28 protein-coding genes, 2 tRNA genes and 1 pseudogene are annotated in these 26,152 nt (G+C 55.6%); 21 read left to right on the plus strand and 10 right to left on the minus strand.

Annotated features, from left to right (window positions below):
• Position 1: 1 nt before the first annotated feature.
• From METLA_RS0114895 to METLA_RS20975, 4 genes and pseudogenes are all read left to right on the plus strand, one after another.
• Positions 2–343, plus strand: a pseudogene (locus METLA_RS0114895) (ArsB/NhaD family transporter); the annotation flags it as partial.
• A gap of 293 nt (positions 344–636) precedes the next feature.
• Entirely contained in the window at positions 637–1,476 is an 840-nt protein-coding gene (locus METLA_RS0114900) for a class I SAM-dependent methyltransferase (protein ID WP_245598805.1), read from the plus strand.
• A 68-nt stretch (positions 1,477–1,544) separates the two neighbouring features.
• Complete coding sequence (locus tag METLA_RS0114905) at positions 1,545–2,003, plus strand: YiiD C-terminal domain-containing protein (RefSeq protein ID WP_024299308.1); 459 nt, start codon at positions 1,545–1,547, stop codon at positions 2,001–2,003.
• A 68-nt stretch (positions 2,004–2,071) separates the two neighbouring features.
• Positions 2,072–2,431 (plus strand): radical SAM family protein, encoded by a 360-nt coding sequence (locus tag METLA_RS20975; RefSeq protein ID WP_245598806.1) that lies wholly within the window; start codon positions 2,072–2,074, stop codon positions 2,429–2,431.
• Between the two features lie 6 nt (positions 2,432–2,437).
• Here METLA_RS20975 and METLA_RS0114915 read toward each other — a convergent pair whose 3' ends face one another.
• A complete protein-coding gene (locus METLA_RS0114915) occupies positions 2,438–3,091 on the minus strand; it encodes a glutathione S-transferase family protein (RefSeq protein WP_024299310.1) in 654 nt (217 codons plus the stop codon).
• 109 nt (positions 3,092–3,200) lie between these two features.
• Between METLA_RS0114915 and METLA_RS0114920 the strand changes: the two genes are divergently transcribed.
• Both METLA_RS0114920 and METLA_RS0114925 read left to right on the plus strand, forming a co-directional pair.
• Entirely contained in the window at positions 3,201–3,776 is a 576-nt protein-coding gene (locus METLA_RS0114920; protein WP_024299311.1) for a TetR/AcrR family transcriptional regulator, read from the plus strand.
• A 110-nt stretch (positions 3,777–3,886) separates the two neighbouring features.
• Positions 3,887–4,558 carry a hypothetical protein gene (locus tag METLA_RS0114925; RefSeq protein ID WP_024299312.1) on the plus strand — a complete coding sequence of 224 codons (672 nt, stop codon included), beginning with the start codon at positions 3,887–3,889 and terminating at the stop codon, positions 4,556–4,558.
• Positions 4,559–4,586: 28 nt separating this feature from the next.
• On the opposite strand, the gene METLA_RS0114930 is transcribed toward METLA_RS0114925, so the two are convergent.
• The gene (locus METLA_RS0114930; protein ID WP_024299313.1) at positions 4,587–5,942 is read right to left on the minus strand and encodes an ATP-binding protein; all 1,356 of its coding nucleotides are present in this window, start codon (positions 5,940–5,942) and stop codon (positions 4,587–4,589) included.
• A 242-nt stretch (positions 5,943–6,184) separates the two neighbouring features.
• Here METLA_RS0114930 and METLA_RS0114935 point away from each other — a divergent pair, with 242 nt between their 5' ends.
• The 12 genes from METLA_RS0114935 to METLA_RS0114990 all read left to right on the plus strand — a co-directional run bounded on the left by METLA_RS0114935 (position 6,185) and on the right by METLA_RS0114990 (position 16,425).
• Entirely contained in the window at positions 6,185–8,242 is a 2,058-nt protein-coding gene (locus tag METLA_RS0114935) for a TonB-dependent receptor (protein WP_051459785.1), read from the plus strand.
• Positions 8,243–8,333: 91 nt separating this feature from the next.
• On the plus strand, positions 8,334–8,816 hold the full coding sequence (locus METLA_RS0114940) for a hypothetical protein (RefSeq protein ID WP_152539452.1): 483 nt from the start codon (positions 8,334–8,336) through the stop codon (positions 8,814–8,816).
• Positions 8,803–9,342: a hypothetical protein gene (locus tag METLA_RS0114945; RefSeq protein WP_024299316.1), complete on the plus strand. Its 540-nt coding sequence runs from the start codon at positions 8,803–8,805 to the stop codon at positions 9,340–9,342. The genes METLA_RS0114940 and METLA_RS0114945 overlap by 14 nt, the downstream gene beginning before the upstream one ends.
• A gap of 122 nt (positions 9,343–9,464) precedes the next feature.
• Positions 9,465–10,559, plus strand: coding sequence for a histidinol-phosphate transaminase (gene hisC, locus METLA_RS0114950; protein ID WP_024299317.1), 1,095 nt, complete (start codon positions 9,465–9,467; stop codon positions 10,557–10,559).
• A gap of 189 nt (positions 10,560–10,748) precedes the next feature.
• Positions 10,749–11,348: a ubiquinol-cytochrome c reductase iron-sulfur subunit gene (gene petA, locus METLA_RS0114955; protein WP_024299318.1), complete on the plus strand. Its 600-nt coding sequence runs from the start codon at positions 10,749–10,751 to the stop codon at positions 11,346–11,348.
• Entirely contained in the window at positions 11,345–12,763 is a 1,419-nt protein-coding gene (locus METLA_RS0114960) for a cytochrome b (RefSeq protein ID WP_024299319.1), read from the plus strand. Before petA ends, METLA_RS0114960 begins: the two co-directional genes overlap by 4 nt.
• Before the next feature lies 1 nt (position 12,764).
• Positions 12,765–13,490, plus strand: a complete 726-nt coding sequence (locus METLA_RS0114965) for a cytochrome c1 (protein WP_024299320.1) — start codon at positions 12,765–12,767, stop codon at positions 13,488–13,490.
• A gap of 190 nt (positions 13,491–13,680) precedes the next feature.
• Positions 13,681–14,256: a glutathione S-transferase N-terminal domain-containing protein gene (locus METLA_RS0114970; protein WP_024299321.1), complete on the plus strand. Its 576-nt coding sequence runs from the start codon at positions 13,681–13,683 to the stop codon at positions 14,254–14,256.
• Positions 14,253–14,642 (plus strand): ClpXP protease specificity-enhancing factor, encoded by a 390-nt coding sequence (locus tag METLA_RS0114975; protein ID WP_024299322.1) that lies wholly within the window; start codon positions 14,253–14,255, stop codon positions 14,640–14,642. The genes METLA_RS0114970 and METLA_RS0114975 overlap by 4 nt, the downstream gene beginning before the upstream one ends.
• Before the next feature lie 202 nt (positions 14,643–14,844).
• Positions 14,845–14,920, plus strand: a tRNA-Lys gene (locus METLA_RS0114980).
• A gap of 163 nt (positions 14,921–15,083) precedes the next feature.
• Positions 15,084–15,866 carry a hypothetical protein gene (locus METLA_RS0114985; RefSeq protein WP_024299323.1) on the plus strand — a complete coding sequence of 261 codons (783 nt, stop codon included), beginning with the start codon at positions 15,084–15,086 and terminating at the stop codon, positions 15,864–15,866.
• Positions 15,867–16,065: 199 nt separating this feature from the next.
• Entirely contained in the window at positions 16,066–16,425 is a 360-nt protein-coding gene (locus METLA_RS0114990) for an HPF/RaiA family ribosome-associated protein (RefSeq protein WP_024299324.1), read from the plus strand.
• Positions 16,426–16,622: 197 nt separating this feature from the next.
• Here the strand turns inward: METLA_RS0114990 and METLA_RS0114995 are convergent.
• Positions 16,623–16,709 (minus strand) — tRNA-Leu (locus METLA_RS0114995).
• 90 nt (positions 16,710–16,799) lie between these two features.
• Here METLA_RS0114995 and queA point away from each other — a divergent pair.
• Entirely contained in the window at positions 16,800–17,819 is a 1,020-nt protein-coding gene (gene queA, locus METLA_RS0115000; protein ID WP_024299325.1) for a tRNA preQ1(34) S-adenosylmethionine ribosyltransferase-isomerase QueA, read from the plus strand.
• A gap of 30 nt (positions 17,820–17,849) precedes the next feature.
• Here queA and METLA_RS0115005 read toward each other — a convergent pair whose 3' ends face one another.
• On the minus strand, positions 17,850–18,476 hold the full coding sequence (locus METLA_RS0115005; protein ID WP_024299326.1) for a helix-turn-helix transcriptional regulator: 627 nt from the start codon (positions 18,474–18,476) through the stop codon (positions 17,850–17,852).
• Between the two features lie 253 nt (positions 18,477–18,729).
• On the opposite strand from METLA_RS0115005, the gene METLA_RS0115010 reads away from it, so the two are divergent.
• Both METLA_RS0115010 and METLA_RS0115015 read left to right on the plus strand, forming a co-directional pair.
• On the plus strand, positions 18,730–19,098 hold the full coding sequence (locus METLA_RS0115010) for a group I truncated hemoglobin (protein WP_024299327.1): 369 nt from the start codon (positions 18,730–18,732) through the stop codon (positions 19,096–19,098).
• A 61-nt stretch (positions 19,099–19,159) separates the two neighbouring features.
• A complete protein-coding gene (locus tag METLA_RS0115015) occupies positions 19,160–20,146 on the plus strand; it encodes a 2Fe-2S iron-sulfur cluster-binding protein (RefSeq protein WP_024299328.1) in 987 nt (328 codons plus the stop codon).
• 79 nt (positions 20,147–20,225) lie between these two features.
• Here the strand turns inward: METLA_RS0115015 and ubiD are convergent, their stop codons facing one another.
• The 6 genes from ubiD to METLA_RS0115045 all read right to left on the minus strand — a co-directional run bounded on the left by ubiD (position 20,226) and on the right by METLA_RS0115045 (position 26,124).
• Positions 20,226–21,689: a 4-hydroxy-3-polyprenylbenzoate decarboxylase gene (gene ubiD / locus METLA_RS0115020; RefSeq protein ID WP_024299329.1), complete on the minus strand. Its 1,464-nt coding sequence runs from the start codon at positions 21,687–21,689 to the stop codon at positions 20,226–20,228.
• Positions 21,686–23,725: an oligopeptidase A gene (gene prlC, locus METLA_RS0115025; RefSeq protein WP_024299330.1), complete on the minus strand. Its 2,040-nt coding sequence runs from the start codon at positions 23,723–23,725 to the stop codon at positions 21,686–21,688. The genes ubiD and prlC overlap by 4 nt, the downstream gene beginning before the upstream one ends.
• A gap of 106 nt (positions 23,726–23,831) precedes the next feature.
• Entirely contained in the window at positions 23,832–24,608 is a 777-nt protein-coding gene (locus tag METLA_RS0115030; RefSeq protein WP_024299331.1) for a pentapeptide repeat-containing protein, read from the minus strand.
• Between the two features lie 58 nt (positions 24,609–24,666).
• Positions 24,667–25,095 (minus strand): NINE protein, encoded by a 429-nt coding sequence (locus METLA_RS0115035; RefSeq protein ID WP_024299332.1) that lies wholly within the window; start codon positions 25,093–25,095, stop codon positions 24,667–24,669.
• Between the two features lie 67 nt (positions 25,096–25,162).
• Positions 25,163–25,606, minus strand: a complete 444-nt coding sequence (locus METLA_RS0115040) for a universal stress protein (RefSeq protein WP_024299333.1) — start codon at positions 25,604–25,606, stop codon at positions 25,163–25,165.
• A gap of 8 nt (positions 25,607–25,614) precedes the next feature.
• Positions 25,615–26,124: a hypothetical protein gene (locus METLA_RS0115045; RefSeq protein ID WP_024299334.1), complete on the minus strand. Its 510-nt coding sequence runs from the start codon at positions 26,122–26,124 to the stop codon at positions 25,615–25,617.
• Positions 26,125–26,152 lie beyond the last annotated feature (28 nt).

Consider the following 26,152-nt stretch of genomic DNA (forward strand, 5'->3'; position numbering starts at 1 on the left):
TGTATGGGGCGCCGCGTTTGGAACGGGTATGCTCACTGCGCTGCTTTCCTCTGTCATGAACAACATGCCGACGGTTCTGGTGGGAGCGCTTTCCATTGATGCAACTCATGCAGTGGGCATGGTAAAGGACGCGATGATTTACGCCAACGTAATCGGCTGCAACCTGGGGCCGAAGATTATCCCCATCGGTTCGCTAGCAACTTTGCTTTGGCTGCATGTATTTGCGCGCAAAGGCGTGATGATCACTTGGGGTTATTACTTCAAGGAGGGTGTTGTTCTCACTGTCCCTGTACTGGGTATTACATTAGCGACGCTCGCTCTACGTCCGAGTCTCATAGGATGAGACGGACATGTACCGATGAACAGATTTGATCTCCCTACGAAGTTCGTCGAAGGGTGATTACGGATTGTTCACGGAACGGTACAAATAACCTGTGCCACCACCGCACCGATATTGCTCTTTAATGTCGGCATAACGCCGATGACTTGGGGGCTAGCGCCTTCACCGCCCTTTTGATCAGCCGCTTGCTCTACGGGGGGAGAAAAGGGGATCACTGACGGGCTGGTTGGAGTAAAACCGTCGTTTTGGCCTTGCCATTGCGAGCCTAATAACCGTTGTTCCCACAATCATAGAAAATGACTACAGACAGTAAAAAAATCATGAGTGATCTAGAAGCCGCCAAAGCTAAAGCCGCGATGGCCTACAATGCCGCCGCCGATCACTTCGATCATCCGGTTAGTTCCTTCTGGCATCGCTTCGGTCAGCGGACCGTCGAACGAATCAATTTGCGACCGGGTGAACGCGTGCTGGATGTTTGTTCCGGTAGTGGTGGATCAGCATTGCCAGCGGCGGAAAGGGTCGGTGTGGACGGACATGTCATTGCTGCCGACCTTGCCGAGCGCCTGATTGACTTGGCCAGAGCCAAAGCGGAAGCGAGAAGCTTGCAAAACATCGAGTTCCGCGTCGGCGACATGTTGGCTCTGGGCTATCCCGATGACAGCTTCGATGCCGTTGTCTGCGTTTTCGGTATTTTCTTTGTGCCGGACATGACCGAAGCAGTCAGGGAGTTATGGCGCATGGTGAAGCCCGGCGGGCGGCTGGCGATTACCACGTGGGGGCCGAACTTGTTCGAGCCGGCCAACGGCGCTTTCTGGGACGCCATCCATAATGAGTGTCCCGATTTGAACCGGGGTTTCAATCCTTGGGATCGAATATCAGAACCGGACGGTCTCAGCGCAATGCTTGCGGAGGCCAATGTGAAAACCGTCGACATCCTCGCCGAAACCGGAACGCATCCATTGAATATGCCCGATGACTGGTGGAAGATAGCCATGGGCAGCGGCTATCGGGGAACGCTTGAGCAACTGAATACGGATACCTTGGAACGTGTGCGCCGGACAAATCTGTCACGTCTTGTTGAAGAAAAGGTGAATGCAATCGAGACGAACGTCATTTACGCGGTAGCAACGAAATAAAAATAAGCAAGCACTTATGCCAAATACCGTCTGCTTGGATTAACGATAAATATAAAAAGGCGATGCCAATGAACCCAAGAGTGCTTGAGCAGTACCTGCATGAACAGATACCGCTCTCACAGGCCATGCAAATCAGGGTCATCGAAGCGGAGGAGGAAAGGGTGATTCTGAGCGCCCCTTTGGCGCCCAACATCAATCACACCGAATCCGTATTCGGCGGCAGCGCCTCAGCCGTAGCGATTCTTGCAGCATGGTCAATCATACATGTCCGCCTGAAGAGCGATGGCATCGCTAGCAGCATCGTGATCCAGAGCAATAGCATGAGCTATGAGCGGCCAATCTACGGCACGTTTACCGCGTGCTCGTTTATTACTCAGCCAGAAGCTTGGGAGGTTTTCCTGCGCACCCTCTTGCGCAGAGGCCGTGCTAGAATTTCGGTGTCCTCCGTCCTTGAGTACGAGAACCAGTCAGTGGGCAAGTTTGCAGGGAATTTCGTGGCAATCGGCACAAACCCAACCATGCTCTAACTCAGAGAGCAATCAAAAAATAATTGAGACTCCTCTCACCAGCTTGTTGTGTAACTTTTTTGATTCCGATGCTGAACGACGAGGAACTCGAAAAAATATTGACAGAGAGCCGTAAGGCTGGCGCGGTCTATGCGGGTTATGTGCTGCTGCGCCTGCCGCTGGAACTGCACGATCTGTTTGCAGAGTGGCTGCGCACGCATGAACCGTTGAAGGCCGAGCGCGTGCTGCAGCGGATATTCGAGGCGCGCGGAGGCAAGGCCTACGATTCGGCCTTCGGCGCGCGCATGACCGGCACCGGAGCCTACGCCGATCTGCTCGGCCAGCGCTTTAAGCTGGCCTATAAACGGCTGGTATTTCCCGGCGCGTCCGATTTCAATCTGAGCCTGTTCCGGCCGCCGGTGGGCGGCCAGATGGACCTGTTCTGGTGAGCCGGCCTATTTTTTTTGCGCGAAAAAGGCCTGAACCGCCGCATCCCGGCCTTCCGCGACCTGCTTCACGCAAGGCCGGCTTTCGAGGCGCTTGAAATAATCCGCCACGCCCGGCACATGGGCTGCGACCAGATCCTCGCCATAAATTTTTTGCGTCGCAATCGCAATGATGCCCAGATGCAGCCAGGCGACGATGTCGGCCGCGCCGAAATTGGCGCCGATCGCATAAGGTGTAAAACTCGACAGACGCCCCAGGCCTTGCAGGCCCGCCTCGACTTTTTTCCTGACTTCGTCCTTGGTTTCGGCCGACACCGACGCGCCGAAAAATACTTCCGGATAAAGCCTGCGGGCGATCAGTTCGATATTCAATTCCAGATGCTGGATGAACTCCCTGCATTTGGCGCGTTCGAAGGCATCGGCCGGATACAAAGGATGCTCGGGAAAGGCATCTTCGAGATATTCGAGAATCGCCTGCGATTCGGACAGATAACCCTGTTGGGTCTTGATGAATGGAATCTTGCCCAGCGGCGAGCGCTTTAACACCGCCGCATCCTGGGACGGCGCCAACAGTTCTTCGTTGAAAGGAATGCCTTTTTCGAGCAGGGCCAGTTTGGTCTTGTTGTAATAGTTGCTGAGTGCAAAGCCGTATAAGGTAATCATGTTTCGATCTCCAGGTTGATGACTGCATTGAAGTAGACTGACCGGTCAGTCGTTTGCAATAATACAGACCGGTCGGTATAGTTGCAAATTATTTTGTAACGTTTGAGCTATGACCAGCACTCTCAAAGAACGCATCCTGCAGGCTGCGTCCGAACTTTTTTACCGCCAGGGCATCCGTGCGACCGGCATCGATGCGATCGTGAAGGCGGCGGGCACCACCAAAATGAGCCTGTACCACTATTTCCCTTCCAAACACGATCTGGTGCTGGCGCATTTGCAAAAAAGCGCCGAGGTAATGCGCGAGCGGATCATGACCGGCATCGCGGAACGCGCATCCCTGCCGAAAGACCGCTTGCTGGCCGTTTTCGATGTTTTTGGGGAGTTGTTGATGCTGGACGGCTTTCGCGGCTGTCCGTTCATCAATGCAGCAACTGAAGCGTCCGCCGATGAAGAGGCCTTCAAACAGGCCTCCGCCGATTTTTATGACCAATTCCGCCAGTGCCTCGTCGAATTGGCGGCGGCGGCAGAGGCAAGGCAGCCCGACTTGCTGGCCCGGCAATTGAGCCTGCTGATTTCCGGCGCGATCATCGCCGAACAGATGCAGCGCGATTCTGGGGCGATGACGGCGGCGCGCCAGGCGGCCGAAATCCTGGTCGGCCAGGCCTGTGCATCTTCGGCGCCTTGAGGGTTGTCGGAAGCTTTGTCCAGCAGGTTAACTTGCTTTAAATGTAACGCACTATGAGCGTTAGAGTCAATCGCGCTTATTGAGGTCTTCGTCTCCCTGGAGTCAGCATCATGTATCGATCCATTGGTTTGCCACTGTCCTTCTTCCTGTTACTGTTCGCGCTTGGCAGCGCGGCATCGGCTAGCGATGCCGCCTTCGATCCGGGTAAACTGCCGCGCGAAGGCCGCGTGTTTGACGATTTTACGCCGGAAGGCTGGATGGTGGCGGACCGGGCCGATGGCGACTTGAATGGCGACGGGGTCGCCGATAGGGCGGAGGTTTTGGTGCAAAAACCTGCTGCGCCGGATGCGCTTGCGGAGAGTCAGCGCGTCCTGCTGGTACTGGTTAGCGGCGAGAAAGGAAAGTTTTTGCCGGGCGGCAGTCAGGCGAATCTTCTCGTCTGTGTCACCTGCGGCGGCGTCAAGGAAAGCGCCGGCGTCGAAATCAAGAAAGGCATCCTGATCGTGAGCCAGTTGACCGGTTCCAGAGAGTTTGAAGACCAAACCTGGCGCTTTCGTTACGATGCAAAATCCCGCCGCTTCGTGCTGATCGGGGAGGATGTCAGGTATGGCGACGGCGCCGTGGGAACCGGCTATAAAGAAAGTTTCAATTTTTTGACCGGGATCAAAATCAGCGAAAGTTACCGGTTTGACCCAAAACGCGGCCGGGAAATCACGACCGCTCCAAAGCGGGACAAGATTCCGAAACAAGCGCGCTTTTTGGAGGAGGTCGTTAGCGAATAGCCGGACATGCCGGCCGCAATCGAGGAGCTTACGGCAAATACACGCTCCAGCTCATCCCGCCCAGGGTCTTGCTCGGCACGCCTTCCAGCTTGCCGCCCAACAGCTCGATCAAGTCGTTCACGACCGCCATGCCGATGCCATGTCCGTGAATGTTCTCGTCGGCCCTGACGCCGCGTTTCAATATTTCGCTGAGCTTTTGCTGCGGAATGCCGGGGCCGTCGTCTTCGATCAACAGGAATACGCCGTAATTGCGGCGGTTTTTACGCTGGTTCAGCACGACATTGACCCGGACCGTTTTCCGGCACCATTTGCTGGCATTGTCGAGCAGATTGCCGATGATTTCGTAGAGGTCGCCTTCCTCGTAATACACCGGGCTCGACTCCGGCATATTCAGGTCGAAAACGATGCCCTTGTCCAGATGCACCTTGGCCAGCGAGGCGGCCGTTTTGCGGATGATCTCGGTCACGTCGGAGGTGCCGACGGTCTTGGTCTCGCCTTTCGCGGCCGCGCGCTGCAGCTGGTACTCGATGATCTTGTCCATGTGGGTCAGCTGTTCGATCACGGCGTCCTGATTGCCTTGAAAGGACTGCGCGCAGCCGTGCAGGATCGCCAGCGGCGTCTTCAGGCTGTGCGCGAGATCGGCCAGCGTATTGCGGTAGCGCTCCAGGTGCGCGCGCTCGCTGTTGATGAAGGCGTTCAGATTGCTCGCGAGCCCCTGCAGTTCGGTCGCATAATAATGATCCAGGCGCAGGCGCTTGCCTTTTTCGATCGCCTCCAGGTCCCTGACGATTCGGCGCAGCGGCTTCAAGCTCCAGCGCAGCAGCGAAAACTGGATCAAGAGCAGCACCACGCCGATCACCAGCAGCCACGCCCTCAAGGTCACAGTAAAGCGCTTCACCTGCTGCGCGACAAAATCGCCGTCTTCGACGACGGTAAACATGTATTCGCGCTCGATGCCGGCCACATTCTGCCAAATGACTCGGTAATGAAACGCATAGCGGTTGCGTTTTTCCAGGGTGAACGCCGATTCGCCCGGCGCTATCTCGGGGAGGGGCGGCGGGTCGAGGCCGATCGCGGAAGGCGAACTCCAGACCAGTTTTTTATTGCTTTGCTGGATGAAGCCATAGAGGCCCGAACCCGGATTGGTGAAGCGCGGATCGTTCAGGTTCGGCGAAACCGATAATTCGCCGTTATCCTTCAGTTCCGCGGAAGATAATAAGGAGTACACCTGGATCCGCAAGCGTTCCTTCAAGGCTTCCTCGGCACTTTCGCGAAAGCCTTGCTCAAGCACCACGGCGACCAGCGCGAAAAAGGCCACCAGCACCAGGCCTTCGGAGGTCAGCAGTCTAAAGCTTAGGGATTTGGTGCGCGTCGCGTTCTTCATTGGTTGTTGTTGTCGTCGGTCTTGTTGAGCGCAATTAAAGTCACGGATTTTTCTGGCGTGCGCTGCGGAACCAGCCAGGAGTCGGCCTGTCACATCTGAGCTATGAAATCGCCTATTCTAATCAAAACCGCCTTGTCACGCTTACTCCTAATCAGGCAGGCAGGTAAAAGAGTCGTCTTCGAGGGTCTCGCCGGTCGCCCGCTTATGTTATAATATAACATTGCATTCCATTAAAACGCCTCATGCAGATCAATCAAATTGCTATTTATCCGTCTGTTATCGCCTGTTTGTTGGGAGCGGGTCTGCCGATCGCCACGCTGCACGCGGAAGAACCCGAAGGGATACTGGATGAAGTCGTCGTCACCGCGCCTTCAGAACAGACGCAGGCGGGCCCTGTCCAGCCGGTTAAGGTATTGAGCGATGAGGAATTGCGGATGAAAACCGGACACAGCATCGGCGAGACGCTGAAGGACGAATTGGGCATCAGCAGCCAGTCTTTCGGGCCCGGCGTCGGCACCCCGGTGATCCGGGGGCAGGCAGGCCCCAGGGTGCGGGTATTGAGCAACGGCATCGGCAGCAACGATGCGTCGGCATTCAGCCCGGACCACGCGGTCAGCGTCGAGCCGCTGCTGGCCGAAAGCATCGAAGTGCTGCGCGGCCCCGCCACCCTGATGTACGGCAGCGGCGTGATCGGCGGCGTGGTCAACGTGATCGACAACCGGATTCCGGGGCGAATGCCGGACAAGCCGATCGGCGGCGCGCTCGAACAGCGCTTCGATTCGACCAGCGACGAAACCAGTACCGCGATGAAGATCGACGGCGGCCGGGACCATGTCGCCTACCATCTGGACGGTTTCTACCGGCACCGCGACGATCTCTCCATCGGCGGCAGCGCGATCGATACGGCCAAGGCCTCGATCACCGATCCCTCTTTAGCGATCGTCGACAATCCGGACGGGCATTTGAACAACACCGGCGCGGAGGCGATCAGCGGTTCGGCCGGCTTGTCCTGGATCGGCGAGCCGGGTTTCGCGGGCGCTTCGATCAATCATCTCGAAAACAATTACGGCATCGCGCCGGACGGCACCGGCGAGGAAAACGTGCGCATCGCGCTCAGGCAGGATAAATACGACTTTAAAGGCGAACTGCGCGATCCGTTCCGCTTCGCGAAAAGCCTGCGCGCCCGCCTGGGCTACACCGACTATCAACACACCGAAATCGCGAACGGCGAACCCGGGGCGTTTTTCACCAATCAATCCTACGAAAGCCGGCTCGAAATGGACCATCAGGACCTCGGCCCGTTGCGCGGCACGGTCGGCTTTCAGGCCCAGGCCAGCGATTTCAACGCGATTGAAAAACTGACCGGCGCGCCGATCGTGCCGCATTCCTTGATCAACAGCTACAGCGTGTTCGCGGTCGAAGCGTTCGACGTGGGTCCTGTGACCTACCGGTTCGGCACCCGCATCGACCAAACCGGCATTCGGCCGGACGCCATGCAGGGGTTCGACTACACCCCGGTCAGCGCTTCGGCTTCCGCAGATTGGAAAATCGACGGCAAGAACAGTTTGAACCTCGCGCTGACCCGGTCGTCGCGGGCGCCGCAAGTGCAGGAGCTCTTGGTTGACGGCTTCCACGACGCGACCCGCAGCTTCGAGCGCGGCAATCTGAACTTACAGGAAGAAACCTCCTACAATCTCGATCTGGGCTACCGCTTCAAATCGGACTGGCTGCGCGCCGAGTTAGATCTGTTCCACAACTGGGCCGGCGACTATATCTATCAACAACGCAGCGGCGAATTCGTCGATGAAGACGGCAATCCTTGTGTCACCGACTGCGTGCCCGTATTGGTCAGCAGCCAGCAGGACGCGATCTTCAAAGGCTATGAAGCGAAGCTGATTTTTCCGGTGATGGAGAACCGTCATGGCCTGTTGGACCTGACGTTGTTCAGCGACTACACGCGCGGCGAATTCGCAAACGGCAGCGATGTGCCGCGCATGCCGCCGCTGCGCTACGGCTTGCAGCTCGATTATATGCAGGACAAATTGTCGAGCTATCTGCGCTTCACCCGTGCCGACGACCAGCCGCATGCCGGCGACTTCGAAACCTCCACCGCCGGTTATTTTTTGCTGAACGTCGGCGTCAACTACCAACTGAAAGCCTACAAGGACGCCAAGCTGATGCTGTTTGCGAAGGGCAACAACCTGCTCGATCAAAACATCCGCAATTCGACGTCCTACCTCAGGAACTTTGCTCCGGAAGCCGGAAGAGGCGCGGAGATCGGGTTTAGAGTAAATTATTAATGCGGCCGCTGTAACTGGCTTATTGTATGATCCTAGGCGTGTTCTTTACATGAAATCACATAAGCCGAGCGTGGCTGAAGAGGAGGCAACTATGAATGAAACCAATGAAGACCTGCTGAAGGCATACTTGCAAAACGTTGCAAGTTTACTCATCGATATTGAAAGCTGGTCAGTTCACCGCCGACTAAGCATTGCCCGAGAGCCTCTAGAAATCAGTGAGGAAGACTACGGCACTTACCAAACTGAAAAAATGACGTTAACCGACGATGGGCGCACTATCGCCGAGATTGTCCCTATGGGCTGTTCCATCGTGGGATCCTATGGCCGAGTAGATTTAATTGGCATGATAAACAGGGAGGTCATCAGTTATATGAAAAAAGGCGGTCCCTATATAACGCAAAGCGAATTGGTTGACGGTGTGATGACGGAAGTTCGAAAAAAATATTTTTACAGGGACATAAACGAAACCGGTTGGTATTGGATAGAAAGTACCCGACTGGGGCGAGCAAAGAAGTTTGACGAGGCGCTGTTTTTTGATTTGCTCGCCGCGGTGTCCGATTATGAGCGTACCTGACGCCATTGCTGAAATCTGGCGTACCTATCAGGTTACGCTGGATTGTTTGGAAGTCGCATTACTGGAAAAGAAGCGAGGACGCATTGATTCTCTACAGGGCACCGGCTTTATGGATATGCCCATTGATGTCGTCAGGCGAGATATACAAACCAGTCGGGACGTTGTGAATGATCATGCCATTCTTTCGATGTGGACGGTATTTGAGAGAGAAATGGTTGCCGTTTTGGAGTCTGAAAGCCGCAAAATGCTTGATACGTCGTCGTCTGCATTTAACCAAGCGGTATGCCGAAAAGTTGAAGCCGGCATAGAGTATTGGCGCGTGAGCGAGATGATTGATCTCTTCAAGCCGCTGCTCGCGATCGAGCTCATCGGATATATGAAGCAAATCAAGCGCTACCGTGATTGGGTGGCGCATAAAAACCCCAAGAAAGCTTCGCCCGCCAAAGTCACGCCAGAATTTACCTATGAAGTCCTCGTGCTGGCCCTTGAGCAAATGGGAGCCGTCTCTCAAGCAATTGCTGGGTAGAACTACTACATCAATCTCTAAACCGGCAGCACAGGGATTCCAAATCCGATGACAAACAAGACATCGGCGGAGGAATCTGGGACAATGTCGGGGCAATCTAATTCGTAGTAATACCGACCCCAATGACAAATAATAATGACCTGATTGCCCGCGTCTTCCGCCAGGAAGTGCTGGCGATGTCCGCCTACCATGTTGCCGATGCCGAGGGCTTGATCAAGCTGGATGCGATGGAAAATCCGTACGAATGGCCCGAAGACATCAAGACGAGCTGGCTCGAAAGCCTGCGCGCCTGCCCGCTGAACCGTTATCCCGATCCCGGCGCACGGAGTCTGTCCGCGACGATCAACCGACTAAACGGCCTTGATGAAAACGCCGCGCTGCTGCTCGGCAACGGCTCCGATGAAATCATCCAGCTGCTGCTGATGGCGCTGCCGCAAGGCTCGTCGGTGTTGTCGCCGGAGCCGGGCTTCGTGATGTACAAGCAGCTCAGCCATTGCCTGGGCTTGAATTACATCGGCGTGCCTTTGCAGGCGGAGGACTTTGCGCTCGATTTGCCGGCGATGCTGAGTGCGATCGAGCGGCACCAGCCGAAGCTGATCTTTCTGGCTTACCCGAACAATCCGACCGGCAATCTGTTCGATCAGGACGCGATCGATGCGATCATCGAACAGGCTCCAGGACTGGTCGTGATCGACGAAGCCTATGAGCCGTTCGCGGAAGCGAGCTATCTCGGCAGGCTCGGCCGCCATCAAAATCTGTTGGTGATGCGCACGGTATCCAAGCTGGGCCTGGCCGGTTTGCGGCTCGGCTATCTGTGCGGCAGCCCCGAGCTGATCGGGCAACTGGACAAAATCCGCCTGCCCTACAACATCAATGTGCTGACCCAGGCCAGCGCCGAATTCGCCTTGAACCATAAAGCCCTGTTCGACCAGCAGACCCGATTGATCCGTGCCGAGCGCGCGCGCGTCTTCGCCGAGCTGAATGCGATGGCAGGCATCGCAGCCTACCCGAGCGCGGCCAACTTCATCCTGTTCAGAACGCCGTCAGGCCGAGCCAACGCGCTATTTGCCTCCCTCAAACAGCAGGGCGTCCTGATCAAGAATCTGAGTCCGCAAGGCGGCGTTTTGGCCGATTGTTTGCGCGTCACGATCGGCAAGCCCGATGAAAACGCCGCGTTTCTTTCGGCATTGACTCAAAGCCTTAACGCCAACTCTTGAAGGTTCAGGCGGTCAGTGGCAAACCGGCATCGCTGACCGCCCCGATTTTCGATTTGACTGATCGCCGCCTTTTTTGTCATCTCTCGGTAAACAAATCTATTAAGCACTTCAAATCGAATAGGTTCTAGTGGTATATTGCGCCAGATAACGCGTTAATTACGACACAGACCTGAACAGGAGAGTTAGATAATGAATAACCAAGGCGTCGATAAGTCAAAACGCCAGTTTTTAACCTCGGCATTGACCGTAGTGGGGGCGGTCGGTGTGGGTTATTTAGCTGTACCCTTTCTTGCGCAGATGCAGCCGAGCGTGAAGGCGATGGCTGCCGGGGCGCCGGTCGAGGTTGACATCAGTAAAATAGAGCCGGGCCAATTGATCCGCGTCGCTTGGCGCGGCAAGCCGGTATGGATTTTGATGCGAACGCCGGAGGTGCTGGCGACGCTCAAAACGCTCGATAACGAGCTGCGCGACCCTTTGTCCGAGGAGTCGATTCAACCCGAGTACAGCAAAAATCTCTATCGCTCCATCAAGCCCGAGCTCTTCGTGGCGATCGGCATCTGCACCCACTTAGGTTGTTCGCCCACCTTCCGTCCTGAATTGGCGCCAGCCGATCTCGGCGACAAATGGAAGGGCGGTTTCTTCTGTCCGTGTCATGGTTCCTGGTTTGATTTGGCCGGCCGCGTCTATCGCGGCGTTCCCGCGCCGACCAATCTCGAAATTCCGCCTTATCGTTACGTGACTGAAAACCAACTGATCATCGGCGAAACCAGCCAAGGGGCAAGCGCATGAAACCTTCACGTCTGACTCAGTGCGGCGACTGGATACTCGATCGGTTTCCGCTTTCCAAGTTATGGAACGAACACATGGCGCATTACTATGCGCCGAAAAATTTCAACTTCTGGTATTTTTTCGGGTCGCTGGCGCTTCTGGTGCTGGTCAATCAGATCATTACCGGCATTTTGCTGACGATGAACTACAAGCCGGACGCCAAGCTCGCGTTCGATTCGGTCGAATACATCATGCGCGAGGTCAACTGGGGTTGGCTGATCCGCTACATGCACTCGACCGGCGCCTCGGCGTTTTTCATCGTGGTCTATCTGCACATGTTTCGCGGCCTGATGTACGGCTCCTTCAAGCATCCGCGCGAGCTGATCTGGATCTTCGGTATGTGTATCTTCGTGGCGTTGATGGCCGAAGCGTTCATGGGTTACCTGTTGCCTTGGGGGCAGATGTCCTACTGGGGCGCGCAGGTGATCATTTCGTTGTTCAGCGCGATTCCGGTGATCGGCGACGATTTGTCGCTGTGGATTCGCGGCGATTACGTGATCTCCGACGCGACGCTGAATCGCTTCTTCGCCTTCCATGTGATCGCGGTGCCGCTGGTGTTGGTGATGCTGGTGTTCCTGCACATCGTCGCGCTGCATGAAGTCGGCTCGAACAATCCCGATGGCGTCGAGATCAAGAAACAGAAAGACGCCAACGGCATTCCGCTCGACGGCATTCCGTTCCATCCTTACTACACGGTCAAGGACATCGTCGGCGTCGCAGTGTTTCTGATCTTTTTCTCGGTCGTGATCTTCTACATGCCGGAAATGCACGGTTTCTTCCTGGAGCACGCGAATTTCATTCCGGCCGACCCGATGACGACTCCGGAGCATATCGCGCCGGTCTGGTATTTCACGCCGTTCTATTCTGTCCTGCGCGCGATTCCGGATAAATTCGCCGGCGTTATCGGCATGGGCGGCGCGATCGTCGTGCTGTTTTTCCTGCCTTGGCTCGACCGCGGCCTGGTCAAATCAGTGCGCTACCGCGGCGGCATCTATAAGAAAGCCTTGTTCCTGTTCGTGGTCAGCTTTCTGGTCCTCGGCTATTTGGGCACGCAACCGCCGACCCCGGTCTCGACCATCATGGCCAGGGTCTGCACCGCGATCTATTTCGGCTTCTTCCTGTTGATGCCGATCTATACGCGCTGGGAAAAACTGAAGCCGGTGCCGACACGGGTCACCGAGCAGCCTACCCTGGAAGATCGCCTGCGTGACGCGAAGAAAGTCTACAATGAGGTCACCATTGTGTTGCCGGGCACGCCTGAGCAGGCGGCATCGCTGCTGAGCAAATGCACCTTTTTCAGAAGAAGACCGAATCCTGAAGGCATCCGCAAGGCCGCCAAACGTTTTGCCAAAACCCTCAAAACGAGCCTCGATTGATATGAAAAGAATAATAACAACATTACTGCTGTTTTGTGCACTGTCGGTTAACGGGTATGCATCGGAGGGTGTCGAATTGCAATCGGCCGACATCGATTTGTCCAATAAGGAGTCTTTGCAGCGAGGCGCTAAAAATTTTGTAACCTACTGCCTCGGCTGTCATTCGATCAAATACATGCGTTACAAGCGTCTGGCGCAGGATTTCGGCATGGACGAGAAGAAGCTGTTGACCCAGATCGCGCCGCAAAATGCAGGCATTTACGATCAAATGTTCACCGCGATGAACGGCCATGACGCGGAAAAATGGTTCGGCATCCAGCCGCCCGATCTGTCGGTGATCTCCCGATCTCGCGGCAAGGATTGGCTGTACAGCTATTTGAAGGGTTTCTATGTCGATCATAGCAAGCCACTGGGCGTCAACAACACGGTCTATCCCGATGTCGGCATGCCGAACGTGCTGTGGCAGTTGCAAGGACAGCAGGAAGCGGTCGTGAAGATGGTCGAGGGCAAGCAGATCGTCGAAGGTCTGACACTGGCCAAGCCCGGCACCCTGTCCGAAAAAGAGTTTGACGCTCAGGTGACCGATCTTGTAAATTTCTTGGTGTATGTCGGGGAACCGATGCAGCTCGAAAGAGTCAGTCTCGGGAAATATGTATTGCTTTTCCTGTTCATGTTCTTAGGTATAGCTTATCTGCTCAAGAAAGAGTATTGGAAGGACGTGCATTAAACGATCGGCTCTGCGTAGAGCCGATTACATAACTTGGGCGATTCGGTTTGCGGATCGCCCAAATCTGTTTGTCTGAATGTTATAATGCCTCGTTTCAGCGTTTTGCACGTTCTAAAGAGGTTGTTAATTAGTGACCAATTTATTTAACAATAAATCTGTGATGACCCTATTCTCTTCTCCCACATGCGCAATGAGCCATTCCGTTCGCTTTGTATTGCACGAGAAAGCGATCCTCGCAGACATCGAGTATTATGATCCGAACAATCCGCCCGAGGATTTGCTCGAACTGAATCCGACCGGCATATCGCCGACCCTGGTCGAGCGCGATCTGGTGCTTTACGATTCCCGGATCATCATGGAATATCTGGACGAGCGTTTCCCGCATCCGCCTTTGCACCAGATGGACCCGGTGTCGCGAGCGAATGCCAGGATGCTGATCAAGCGTATCGATCAGGACTGGTATCAATTGCTCGATGAGATTTTGTTCTCCGGCGAGAAAAAGTCCGCCCGCGCGAAGAAAATGCTCAAGGAAAGCCTGCTGTCGTCCGCGCCGATTTTTGCGGCCCGGCCGTTTTTCATGAGCGACGAGTTTTCGCTGATCGACTGCGCGCTGGCGCCGTTATTGTGGCGTTTGCCGATGCTGGGTATCGATGTCTCGACCCCGAACGAAGCGATCACCCAATATGCCGAACGCATCTTCAGGCGGCCCGCCTTTAGGCGCAGCCTGAGCGATGCCGAAAAAGACATGGCGCAGTTGCCGAAATGACCCCGCTGAAGCCCTATTTGATCCGCTCGATTTACGAGTGGATCGCCGACAACGATCTGACGCCGTACCTTCTGGTCAATGCCGAACATCCCGCCGCGCTCGTGCCGCGCGAATTTGTCGAGGACGGCAGGATCGTTTTGAACCTGCGTCCGGCGGCGGTTGAGGCGCTGTCGCTCGGCAACGAGGAGATCGAATTCAACGCGCGCTTCGGCGGCGTCGCCCGGCATATTTTTGTGCCGATCCGCGCGGTTCTCGCGATTTACGCGAAAGAAAACGGCCAAGGCATGGTCTTCGATCCGGCAGATGAGGTCGAGGATGATACGCCGCCTGAAGCGCCGGATACCAAGCCGCCAGCAGGCAGGCCGCAGTTGAAGGTCGTTAAATAAGGCGATTTTTTAGCAAGAGCATCGCGTCAATCGTTCGTTGGCTGAGCGGAGCCGAAGCCAACGGCAAAAAATCTCAAATCGGATGTACTTATTTTCGTAAATTGGCTAAGGTGAAGATAAGCGATTGAAATTTCTGGCTTGGAATTTCTAAAAAAATCTGTTACAATTTCGCTTCTATTTCTCCAGTTGATATAGTCTGTATGGGGGGTTAGCTCAGTTGGTAGAGCAGTGGACTCTTAATCCATAGGTCCAGGGTTCGAGTCCCTGACCCCCCACCATTCATTCCCGGCATGGCGCTCAAGTTGCCTGCCGTCGCTTTATCCGCATTGTCTTAGTTGAGGCGGATTTCCTAAGATTTCAAAGGCATGCTTCAACTAGCGTCAGGGCTCGTTCTTGCGATCAATGCCGCTCATTTTTAAATGCATTAGAGTCATTCTTGTCATGAATCTATCTACCCCCCGGCAAATTTTTCGCATCGCGTTGGCTTTGTTGCTGACCCTCTCGCTGACCGGCTGTATTTACTGGTGGCGCGCCTATCAGACCTATGTGCAAATGAGTGAATTCGACCTCTATTTCAAAGTCGCGGTCGCCGACGATTTCACCTTGCAGTTCAAGAAGCCGATCATGTACAGCGAGGATTTTGTCTCGCTGGCCAAACTGCGCGCCAGCGAGGAAAAGGCGACGCCGAGCGGCAAACGCTGGCGCTACTGGTTCCGTAAGGTCGATAACAAAGGCAAGCTGATCACGCCGACAATCGAGTTCTATTCCGATTTAAATTTCAACAAGCAAGACCGGATCACGGCCTGGTCGTTCTCCTCCCTTTTTCTCGAAATCGCCCCGCCGAAATTTCTCGAAGTCTCCCTGCGTTCGATAGGCGGTGCGGATATCAATGAGGAAAAAATGCAGTTGAAGGCCGACACCTCGCGCATTGGCAAGATCACGGCGGAACTGCCGCGCAAGGACAAGGTCGTCGAGAAGCTGGGCGAACCCTTGCGCATCGACAAGGACAAGGATCAGGAGGTCTACGTGTACCATTTCAAGCTGGCCACGCACGGTATCGAGGAAGGTTACGAAGACCGTGAGCTGACGGAGATCAACCTCAGCTTCGATAATAAAACACAGGAATTGACCCGGATGTCGGGCCGCTTTGCCGGGCTCAAAATCTCGATCAACTACGGGAATCTGGTCAAGAAGACGCCCAATCAATCCCTGGTGGCAAATTAGCGGGCGGTTGTAGGTATTTGTACTGATTGTGCCGGGGTGCGACATAATAAACAATGGTAAAAAGTATCGGCAAAGATTTACAATACAATAAGGCTTATCGGTTCGTGCTTCGGCCGGAATGTTCCTGCAGAGGCGCATTAAGGTGAAAAGCAAGGTTGCCGAGGCTTTATTCAGCAATAATCAGGAGAGGTAAATCATCATGCAAATTCCGTTACAGATCATTTTTCGAGGCATTGAACCGTCAGAGGCGGTTGAAGCGAGGATTCGAGAAAAAGTTGCCAAGCTCGAAAGATTTCATTCCCACATGATGAGTTGCAGGGTCGCGGTGGAGGCTGGACATCAGCATCATCATCAAGGTAATCTGTATCATATTCGCATCGACATCACTACACCGGGTAAAGAAATCGTGATCAGCCGTGAACATCACGATAATCAGGCCCACGAAGACGTGTATGTGGCCATCCGCGATGCGTTCAATGCCGCGGCAAGACAGCTCGAGGATTATGTCCGCGTGCAGCGCGGCGAGGTTAAAACCCATTCAGCGCCGGTGGCAGAGTGAATGGCAAATCGCATTCATCCGCGCCGACAAGCAAAAGAAGGCTTGAGTTGATTGCGTGAGCTCAAGGGGGAGGAGTCAAAGCCCTCCTTCTTGCTGGGCCGAGGAGTCTGTTTGCGTTTTTTTGAGCATAAAAAAACCCGCTAAGTCGTTAAACCTAGCGGGTTTTTGGGTTCTTTGCGCGGCTCTGAACCAAAATTTGGTACCGAGGGTCGGAATCGAACCGACACGATGTCACCATCACCGGATTTTGAATCCGGCGCGTCTACCAGTTCCGCCACCCCGGCAAAGAAGTTGCTATTATACGGAAATAAATTACAAAGTGGCAAGTATTTTTTTTAAAATAGGCCATCACCCCAATAGATGACCTGGCGTTCATGAAGACAAGCGATTTCTTTTACCACCTCCCCGAAAACCTGATTGCTCAACACCCCCTGCCCGAACGGCGGGCCAGCCGGCTATTGTGCATGCAGGCGCCCGACTGGCGGATTCAGGACCGGATGTTTACCGATTTTATCGATCTGATCGAGGCGAGAGACTTGCTGGTCTTCAACGACACCCGCGTGATTCCCGCCCGCCTGTTCGGCAAGAAAGCGACGGGCGGCAAGGTCGAAATTCTGATCGAACGGATTCAGGATACGCGGCATGCGATCGCGCATGTTCGTGCCAGTAAATCGCCAAAACCCGGAACGCTGATTGAACTGGATCAGGCGCAGACATGCCGCGTTTTGGGCCGGGCGGGCGATTTATTCGAACTCGAATTTGATTCGGCGCTGCCCGAACTGCTCGAACACATCGGCCATGTGCCGTTGCCGCCTTATATTGTCCGCTCCGACGAGAGCGAAGATTTAAGCCGTTATCAGACCGTTTTCGCGAAGGAGCCGGGCGCGGTGGCCGCGCCGACGGCGGGCCTGCATTTCGATCTGGAGACGATGGCGAAAATCGAAGCGAAAGGCGCGGAAACCGCTTTCGTGACGCTGCATGTCGGCAGCGGCACCTTCCAGCCGGTGCGCGTCGATAATCTGGCCGAACATGTGATGCACTACGAGTTTTTCTCGGTGGCTTCCGAAACGGTGGCGGCGGTGCATCGCGCCAGGGAGCGCGGCGGTCGGGTCATCGCGATCGGTACGACCGCCGTCAGGGCGCTCGAATCGGCCAGCCGTAGCGGCCAACTGAAAGCGGGGTGCGGCGACACCAATCTGTTTATTACGCCCGGTTACCGATTCAACACCGTCGATGCGTTGTTGACCAATTTCCATCTGCCCGAGTCGACTCTGCTGATGCTGGTTTCGGCCTTTGCGGGTTATGAGCCGGTCATGCAGGCGTATCGGCATGCGATTGAACAGTCTTACCGATTTTTCAGTTATGGCGATGCGATGTTTTTGGCGCGGCGTTAGCCCGCGGCGGGGAGAAGAAACGCTTTGCGGCTAAGGCTTGATGCGGAATTTACACACGCATCCGCCCTTGGCCATACACTCGACATGATCGATGTCCTGGTTCAACAGGGATGTCATCAGGGCCCTGTCGAATTCGCAGACTTCCTCAAATTTTTGCGTAAGATCGTGGTAGATGCAGTTGAATGCTTCGATCGATGGCTGCTCGCCGTCCGCCGTATTCAGTCTGGCCTTAAAACCGAGCTCATTCATGATGCGGATCAGTTCGGCGTACCGCTCTTCTTTTTGCTTGCCAGCAAGCTGCGGCAGCAAGCCTTGCGCCAGCGAAGTCGCCAATTGATGTAAATAGCGCTGTAAAGCCTCGGCGCCCATCTCCTGCTTCAAATTGGCCAGAATCAGCTCGGAAAACCAGGCGTATTGTTTCGGAAAGCTGTTGATGCCGGCTTCGGTTAGCACAAAAACACGCACCGGACGCCCTGCGGTCTTATTCAGCATGCCCATTTTGACATAGCCGTCCCGTTCGAGCTTGTCGATGTGCTGCTGCACCGCGTTGCGCGAAATCTCCAGTTTTCCGGCAATTTCGTCGATACATAGCCCCGTCTTGAAATTCAATAAAAGATCAAGAATTTGTTGCTGCCTTGAGCTTATACCTTCAGCCATATAAAGCCTATTTATTAAAGGTTTATTAATGCCGCATCATAACAAATCCTAGTCCCTGCGACTACGAAAACTCCTCTTGGATAGAAGCCTGATGACGTTTAGCGGATCTAGGGTGCAATATTTTGTTTGCTTTTGCAATAAAAATATTGCAAAAGTGTAATGTCGAGTTAAAATTACTTTGCGGCAACATTCGAGCTCTCGAATAAAGACCGCACGAGAGAGATTTATTTTCCAATATGATGAGGCATCAACAATGAGCAATTCACTCTACGAAAGAATCGGCGGCGAGGCCGCGGTCAATGCCGCGGTGGATCTTTTTTACCGCAAGGTACTGAGCGATTACCGGATCAACCGCTTTTTCGATTCGACCGACATGGACGCCCAGATCGCCAAGCAAAAAGCGTTCTTTACCTATGCTTTCGGCGGCCCGAACAACTACACCGGCAAAGACATGCGCAGCGCGCACGCACACCTGGTCAAGATGGGCATGAACGGTTCGCATTTTGATGCGGTGATGGAACATCTGGGTGCCACGCTGCACGAGTTGAATGTGCCTGAAGACTTGATTGCCGAAGCCGCCGCGATTGCGCTTGGCGCGCGGTCGGATGTTCTGGGCTTATAAATGCGATGGCAAGCCGTGATTCCATGATCGGATCACGGCTTGATTTTGCAAGGAGGTGACTATGTTTGACCTAAAAATTAAAAACAACCGTGTGACCTGCCGTCCGGGGGAAACGGTGCTCGACGCACTCTTGCGCGAAAACATCAACATCCCTTATGGCTGCAAGGCCGGCGCCTGCCAGAGCTGTGTGGTGCAAAGCCTCGACGCCAAACCGCCGGCAAAAGCGCAGGGGGGGCTGAAAGACACCCTGAAAAGCAGCGGACATTTTTTGGCCTGCCAGTGTCATCCCGAACAGCCGATGACGCTGAAATTGTCCAAGGAAGCGGCAAGTTTTGTCGATGGCAGGGTCGCGGTCAATGAACCCTTGAATCGAAACACTCAACTGCTGATCATCGACATTAACGACGCGGACCGCTACCGAGCCGGTCAGTTCGTCAATCTGCAACGCAGCGACGGCCTGACGCGCAGCTATTCGATCGCGAACATTCCGCATGCTTCCGGTACCCTCGAATTCCATATCCGCCGTTTGCCGGGAGGACGGTTCAGCACCTGGGTGCATGAAGAACTGAAGGTTGGCGATTCGATCCCGGTTTCGGAACCGCAAGGACACTGTTTTTATCTTCCCGACCGCAAGGAACAAGGCCTTTTGTTGATCGGCACCGGCACCGGCCTGGCGCCGCTCGCGGGCATTTTGGCCGATGCTTTATCGCATGGCCATTCGGGGCCGATCCGCCTTTTTCACGGCAGCCGCGAGCATGAAGATCTGTATCGGGTCAATGAAATGCGCGAACTGGCCGAGCACCACCCGAATTTTTCGTACACGCCCTGCATTTCGAGCGGCGATGCGCCGGAAGGCTTCACGCAGGGGCGGGTCCATGACGCCGCCCTGTCCGCGCAGGCCGATTTGGTCAGTTGGCGGGTCTTTCTGTGCGGCCACCCTGACATGGTCAAGAGTGCGCAAAAACAGGCCTACCTGAAGGGCGCCAGGCTGGCCGACATTTACTGCGATGCGTTCGTGGTCTCGGCCGAGCAAGCGCCGAGCGCCTGAATCGTGGTTATCGAGGGGGCGCTGCAAGCCTGGTAAGGAGGCCAGGCTTGCAGCGCCTAGGTTTTCAGTGCGATCGCTTTTAAAACAAACTCTCCCACATCGCATCGACTTTTTTGACGACCGCATCGGACATCGCGATCGTCCGTCCCCATTCCCTATTGGTTTCGCCGGGCCATTTGTTGGTCGCGTCGAAGCCGACTTTCGAGCCGAGACCAGATACCGGCGAGGCGAAGTCCAAGTAGTCGATCGGGGTGTTTTCGAGGATGGTCAGGTCGCGTGCCGGGTCCATCCGGGTCGTGATCGCCCAGATCACGTCCTGCCAGTTGCGCACGTCGACATCGTCATCGACCACGATCACGAACTTCGTGTACATGAACTGGCGCAAAAACGACCAGGTGCCGAACATGACCCTTTTCGCGTGGCCGGCATACTGTTTCTTCAGGCTGATTACGGCCATCCGGTACGAGCAGCCTTCCGGCGGCAGGTAGAAATCGACGATTTCCGGAAACTGTTTTTGCAGGATCGGCACGAACACCTCGTTCAGCGCGACGCCGAGGATCGCCGGTTCGTCGGGCGGGCGGCCGGTGTAGGTGCTGTGATAGATCGGATTATGGCGCTGGGTGATCTTCTCGATCGTGAATACCGGGAATTCATCGACTTCGTTGTAATAGCCGGTGTGATCGCCGAACGGGCCTTCGGGCGCGGTTTCGCCCGGATAGATGAAGCCTTCGAGCACGATCTCGGCGCTGGCAGGGACTTGCAGCCAAGCGTTGCTCAGACAGTTCGCGACCTCGGTCTTGCTGCCGCGCAGGAGCCCCGCAAACGCGTATTCGGACAACGAATCGGGCACCGGCGTGACCGCGCCGAGGATCGTCGCAGGATCGGCGCCCAAGGCGACCGCGACCGGGTACGGTTCGCCGGGATGCGTCTTTTGCCACTCTCTGAAGTCGAGCGCGCCGCCGCGGTGGGCCAGCCAGCGCATGATCACCTTGTTCTTGCCGATCACCTGCTGGCGGTAGATGCCGAGATTCTGCCGTTCCTTGAACGGTCCCTTCGTGATCACCAAGGGCCAGGTAATCAAGGGGCCGGCGTCTTCCGGCCAGCAGGTCTGGATCGGATAGTTACTTAAATCGATGTCGCTGCCTTCGATCACTTCCTGCTGGCAGGGAGGCTCCTTGATCAGTTTCGGCGACATGTTCAAGACCTGCTTGAACACCGGAAACTTTTCGAGCGCATCCATCATGCCTTTCGGCGGTTCGGGTTCCTTCAGATAGGCCAGCAGCTCGCCGATGCCGCGCAATTCGCCGACCGAATCGGCGCCCATGCCCATCGCGACCCGGTGCGCGGTGCCGAACAGGTTGCCCAGCACCGGAATGTTCGAGCCGGCCGGGTTTTCGAACAACAGCGCCGGACCGCCTTTTTTCAAGGTGCGGTCGCAGATTTCGGTCATTTCGAGATAGGGGTCGACAGGGACTTTGACGCGTTTGAGTTCGCCTTCTTTTTCGAGTTGCGCGATGAAGTCGCGGAGGTCTTTGTATTTCATGCCGCGATGCCGTTATGTCTGAGCAGCGCGTCGATCGTCGGCTTGCGTCCGCGGAATTTGACGAACAGGTCCATCGCGTCCTCGCTGCCGCCTTTTTCGAGAATCTGGGTCAAAAACGCATGGCCGGTTTCCGGGTCGAAGATGCCTTTTTCCTCGAACAACGAAAACGCATCGCTGGACAGCACTTCGGCCCATTTGTAGCTGTAGTAGCCGGCCGCATAGCCGCCTGCGAAGATGTGCGAGAAGCCGTGCGCGAAGCGGTTGAAGGCCGGTGGCTGGATGACGGCGACCTGCTCCCTGACCTGGTTCAAGGTTTCGTAGATGCGTCCGCCCTTGTTCGGATCGTAGTCGCGATGGATGCGGAAATCAAACAGGCTGAATTCGAGCTGGCGCACCATCAGCATGCCGGCTTGGAAATTTTTTGCCGCCAGCATCTTGTCCAATAAGTCGTCGGGCAACGGCTCGCCGCTTTGATAATGGCCGGACATCAAGGCCAGTGCGTCTTTCTCCCAGCACCAGTTTTCCATGAACTGGCTCGGCAGTTCGACCGCGTCCCATTCGACGCCGTTGATGCCGGACACGCCGAGATGATCGATCCGGGTCAGCATGTGCTGCAGGCCGTGGCCGAACTCGTGAAACAGCGTCGTGACTTCGTCGTGCGTCAACAGCGCCGGTTCATCGCCCGTCGGCGGGGTGAAATTGCAGGTCAGATAGGCGACCGGGATTTGTACGGCGCCGTCGATATTCTTGCGGCCTACGCAGTCGTCCATCCAGGCGCCGCCGCGTTTTTTCGGGCGCGCGTACAGGTCGATGTAGAATTTGCCGCGCAGGTCGCCGTTATTGTCGATGATTTCGAAAAAGCGCACGTCGGGATGCCAGGTGTCGACAGCATCCGTCTCGGCAATCTGCAGGCCGTACAAATTTTCGACGACCGCGAACAGGCCGGGCAGGACCTTGGTGATCGGGAAGTACGCCTTGACCTCTTCCTGCGACAATTGATAAAAATGCTGGCGCATTTTTTCGGAAAAATAACCGATGTCCCAGGTTTGCAGGTCGCCGATGCCGTAATGGGCCGCTGCGAATTCGCGCAGTTCGGCCAGATCGCGGCGCGCCTGCCGCCAGGATTTGTCGGCCAGATCTTCGAGAAAACCGACCACGTCATCGGGTTTGTCGGCCATCTTGGTCGCCAGCGACAGTTCGGCAAAATTGGCGAAACCTAAAAGGCGCGCCTTTTCATGGCGCAGCGCGAGAATCTTTTCCATGTTTTCGCTGTTGTCCCAGCGGCCGGCCTGCGGGCCTTGCTCGGACGCGCGGGTCGCGTAGGCTTCGTAATGTTCGCGGCGCAGTTCGCGGTTGTCCGCATAGGTCATCACCGCGTGATAGGACGGAAATTGCAGCGTGATCATCCAGCCTTCCTGACCGTTTTGTTCGGCGGTCTGCCGGGCCTGCGCCAGGGCCGAAGCGGGCAGGCCGGTCAGGTCGAGTTCATTGGTGAGCAGTTTCGACCAGCCGTTGGTCGCATCGAGCACGTTTTCTTCGTAGGTGCTCGCAAGCTTCGACAATTCCTGGCTGATTTCCTTGTAGCGCTGCTTTTTCTCGGCGTCGAGATCAATGCCGGACAAATGGAAATCGCGCAGGGCGTTTTGGATGATCTTTTGTTGGGCGATGTCGAGGCTGGCGTATTCGGCACTGCCTTCGATCGCCTTGTAGGCTTTGAACAAGGCCTCGTTCTGCCCCATCTCGGTCGCATAGGCGCTCAGTTTCGGCAGGCAGGCATTATAGGCCTCGCGGAGCGCGTCGCTGTTGACCACCGAATTCATGTGGCTGACCGGAGACCAGGCTTTACTGAGCCGGTCTTCGGCGTTTTCGATCGGTTCGATCAGGTTTTCCCAGGTGTAAGCGTTCGTCGCTTGCAGGCTGTTTTCGACGGTCGTTCGCGCCTCGGCCAATAACTGGTCGATCGCGGGTTCGACATGCTCGGGTTGAATTTGGGAGAATAGCGGCAGTTCGGTATTGGCCAATAATGGGTTGCTCATCGGGTGTCCAGTCATCAAATCGGTTTTGCGCCCTTATCAGGCGGCGTGTGGTCGGCAGTCGTTTCTGCGGTGAATCAATTGTTTGCGGCGGGCTGTGCCTGCGAGGTTAATCAAAAATCGCCGATTGCAGGTTTTTCGCCGCGTCCAGCCCCTTGATCGTGGATTTGTTGCCGATGCCGGTCAGGCGGGCTCCCGCCAGATTGGCGCCGGTCAAGTCGGCGTCTTCGAGGTGGCTGCCGGACAGGTCGGCGCCGCTTAAATCGGCGTTGGTCAAATCCGCGCCGGATAAATCGACGTTGGACAGCACCGCGTTAAGCAACCGGCTGCCCTGGAGGTTAGCATGCCGCATCAAGCCGCGGCTCAGATCGGCATGGCTGAGGTCGGCGCCTGAAAGGTTGACATGATTCAGGCTGACCCGCATCAGTCCCATCGGCTGGTTCTTCATGTCCGCGCCCCATTTCGCATGCGCCAGATTGGCATGGCTCAGATCGGATTTGTCCAGATTCGCGATGATGCGGCTGCCGGCCAGATTGGCATGGCTCAGATCGGCGCCCATGATCGAGACGCCGAAAATGCTGGTGTTGGACAGGTCGGCCCCGGACAGGTTGATCTTGGTCATCACGGACAAGTCCAGATTCAGGCCTGACAGGTTGCTGCGGCTGAAATTCGCCCGGCGCAGATCGGCTCCCCACAGGTCCGCCTGCCGAAAATCCAGACCGGAAAGGTCCAGGTCGGTCAAATTCTTGCGGCGCAAATCGGCCGGACGTTCTTTGCTGGCCGCAGCGAGGCGTTTTTCGACTTCGGCGCGGTCAAGGTCGGCGGCGAAAACCGCTCCGCAAAAGCTTATCGCCAGCAGGCCGGACACCATGGATCGGATATTCATACAGAGGGAACTCCGGAAAGTTATGTTGGATTAAATCCTGAGTGCGAACGCCGGCGCTTCATTTCAACGGGCGGCCCTTCGCATCCCGGTCGAATTTGCTCGAAAACAGCAGCAAGGCTTCAACAAAGCCCCATTGCGGCACGAATACCAGGAATCCTACGCGCAATAGGAAGGCGGTCAGCAAGATCTGGAAAAAGCCGATCTTGTAATAGCCCAGGTAAATTCGCCCGAGCCCTGCCCAGCCCAATAACAAGGACAGTATGCCGGCCAGGTATTTGTATTTGACGGCCTTCGGCTCTTCGATATAGGCGCCGACCAGAGCCACGCGCACGGCCTTGCCATTTTCCAGTTCGAAACGGATATCGTCGTCTTCATCGGGCGATACCTCATCGGTCCAGTCCGCTAACGCAAACGGATAAGTCTGCCTTTCGCTGGCGATCAGACCGGTCCCGGCTTCGGGATCGAAACTTGCAATTTTTCCTATCATTTTCCCCTACCTTAAAGTGAAAGACTGCCGCCGCCGGTTTGCTGCCGTTTGGCGGAGACCTATTATTTTATGGATTCTGCAAGCGCACCGCCAGTACATCGCAACGGGCATGGTGCAAGACGCCGTTGGCGGTCGAGCCCAACAGCAGCGCCAGGCCATGACGCCCGTGCGAGCCGACCACGATCAGATCGACCGCGTTTTCTTCGGCGATACGCACGATTTCCTGTTGCGCACCGCCGGTTTCGAGCCAGGTTTGCGCTTCCGGAACGCCCAGTTTCGCGGCCAGTTCGGCCAGTTTTTTCCTGCCGAGCGCGATAAACTCCTGCGACAAATCCATTTCGAACGGCACCAGCACGTCATTCGCCGGATCGCCTATCGGCAAGGTATCGACCACATGAATCAGGCTGAGCTTGGCGCCATAACGCGCCGCCAGATCCTGGGCGCGCTCGATCACGATCGCCTGCTGGTCGAAAAAGTCCACTGCCAATAATATATGTTTGTATGATTTCACAATTCCTCCTAACCGATGCCGTTTTCATGTCCGAAGAATATGGCCAGCAGTACAAAACCGACCAAAAAAGCCAGCGCCCAGCCCAGGCTGAGTAAAATATTCGGTGCGAGCGCATGATAGACGATGTGCGCGGTGACCGCGCAAAACCACGCGGTGATGCCGATCAGCATGATCACCGCGAGACCTCCGGGCTGCCCGGCCAGCAACATCAAGACGGCCGGCAACGCCAGAAAGCCGATCAAGGCGTAGCCGCCGAAAAATGCGCTCGCGACCTGATAAAAGCGGTTCAGATGCCGGCTCGCATACAGCATCGCGGCGCTGAACAGCCCGATATAAACGATTTCCGCTCCGGCCTCAAGGAACGCGCGGAGCAGATTGTCGCCGCTGTAACGCATTAAAATCCGGATAGCCGCGAAGGCGGCCACGGTTATTTTGAGCAGCGTAAAGGAATAAGGCAAATCCTCCGGGCCTTTTTTAAAGCGGCAAATCGCGAAAAGCTGCATGATCAGTTCGTACATGGGATGGCCCGCCTATTCTTATTGTGTT

Source organism: Methylomicrobium lacus LW14 (assembly GCF_000527095.1).
In the GTDB taxonomy this organism is placed as follows: domain Bacteria; phylum Pseudomonadota; class Gammaproteobacteria; order Methylococcales; family Methylomonadaceae; genus Methylomicrobium; species Methylomicrobium lacus.

Bases quoted from the DNA above. Each gene is read 5' to 3' on its own strand.
- METLA_RS0114920 (WP_024299311.1), top strand. From the start codon at position 3,201: ATGACCAGCACTCTCAAAGAACGCATCCTGCAGGCTGCGTCCGAACTT.
- METLA_RS0114900 (WP_245598805.1), top strand. From the start codon at position 637: ATGACTACAGACAGTAAAAAAATCATGAGTGATCTAGAAGCCGCCAAA.
- METLA_RS0114985 (WP_024299323.1), top strand. From the start codon at position 15,084: ATGAATCTATCTACCCCCCGGCAAATTTTTCGCATCGCGTTGGCTTTG.
- METLA_RS0114990 (WP_024299324.1), top strand. From the start codon at position 16,066: ATGCAAATTCCGTTACAGATCATTTTTCGAGGCATTGAACCGTCAGAG.
- METLA_RS0115015 (WP_024299328.1), top strand. From the start codon at position 19,160: ATGTTTGACCTAAAAATTAAAAACAACCGTGTGACCTGCCGTCCGGGG.
- METLA_RS0115005 (WP_024299326.1), bottom strand. From the start codon at position 18,476: ATGGCTGAAGGTATAAGCTCAAGGCAGCAACAAATTCTTGATCTTTTA.
- petA (WP_024299318.1), top strand. From the start codon at position 10,749: ATGAATAACCAAGGCGTCGATAAGTCAAAACGCCAGTTTTTAACCTCG.
- METLA_RS0114925 (WP_024299312.1), top strand. From the start codon at position 3,887: ATGTATCGATCCATTGGTTTGCCACTGTCCTTCTTCCTGTTACTGTTC.
- METLA_RS20975 (WP_245598806.1), top strand. From the start codon at position 2,072: ATGCTGAACGACGAGGAACTCGAAAAAATATTGACAGAGAGCCGTAAG.
- METLA_RS0115045 (WP_024299334.1), bottom strand. From the start codon at position 26,124: ATGTACGAACTGATCATGCAGCTTTTCGCGATTTGCCGCTTTAAAAAA.
- METLA_RS0114905 (WP_024299308.1), top strand. From the start codon at position 1,545: ATGAACCCAAGAGTGCTTGAGCAGTACCTGCATGAACAGATACCGCTC.
- prlC (WP_024299330.1), bottom strand. From the start codon at position 23,725: ATGAGCAACCCATTATTGGCCAATACCGAACTGCCGCTATTCTCCCAA.
- hisC (WP_024299317.1), top strand. From the start codon at position 9,465: ATGACAAATAATAATGACCTGATTGCCCGCGTCTTCCGCCAGGAAGTG.
- METLA_RS0114965 (WP_024299320.1), top strand. From the start codon at position 12,765: ATGAAAAGAATAATAACAACATTACTGCTGTTTTGTGCACTGTCGGTT.
- METLA_RS0114970 (WP_024299321.1), top strand. From the start codon at position 13,681: ATGAGCCATTCCGTTCGCTTTGTATTGCACGAGAAAGCGATCCTCGCA.
- METLA_RS0115035 (WP_024299332.1), bottom strand. From the start codon at position 25,095: ATGATAGGAAAAATTGCAAGTTTCGATCCCGAAGCCGGGACCGGTCTG.
- METLA_RS0114930 (WP_024299313.1), bottom strand. From the start codon at position 5,942: ATGAAGAACGCGACGCGCACCAAATCCCTAAGCTTTAGACTGCTGACC.
- METLA_RS0115030 (WP_024299331.1), bottom strand. From the start codon at position 24,608: ATGAATATCCGATCCATGGTGTCCGGCCTGCTGGCGATAAGCTTTTGC.
- ubiD (WP_024299329.1), bottom strand. From the start codon at position 21,689: ATGAAATACAAAGACCTCCGCGACTTCATCGCGCAACTCGAAAAAGAA.
- METLA_RS0114945 (WP_024299316.1), top strand. From the start codon at position 8,803: ATGAGCGTACCTGACGCCATTGCTGAAATCTGGCGTACCTATCAGGTT.
- METLA_RS0114935 (WP_051459785.1), top strand. From the start codon at position 6,185: ATGCAGATCAATCAAATTGCTATTTATCCGTCTGTTATCGCCTGTTTG.
- METLA_RS0114960 (WP_024299319.1), top strand. From the start codon at position 11,345: ATGAAACCTTCACGTCTGACTCAGTGCGGCGACTGGATACTCGATCGG.
- METLA_RS0115010 (WP_024299327.1), top strand. From the start codon at position 18,730: ATGAGCAATTCACTCTACGAAAGAATCGGCGGCGAGGCCGCGGTCAAT.
- METLA_RS0114975 (WP_024299322.1), top strand. From the start codon at position 14,253: ATGACCCCGCTGAAGCCCTATTTGATCCGCTCGATTTACGAGTGGATC.
- METLA_RS0114940 (WP_152539452.1), top strand. From the start codon at position 8,334: ATGAATGAAACCAATGAAGACCTGCTGAAGGCATACTTGCAAAACGTT.
- queA (WP_024299325.1), top strand. From the start codon at position 16,800: ATGAAGACAAGCGATTTCTTTTACCACCTCCCCGAAAACCTGATTGCT.
- METLA_RS0114915 (WP_024299310.1), bottom strand. From the start codon at position 3,091: ATGATTACCTTATACGGCTTTGCACTCAGCAACTATTACAACAAGACC.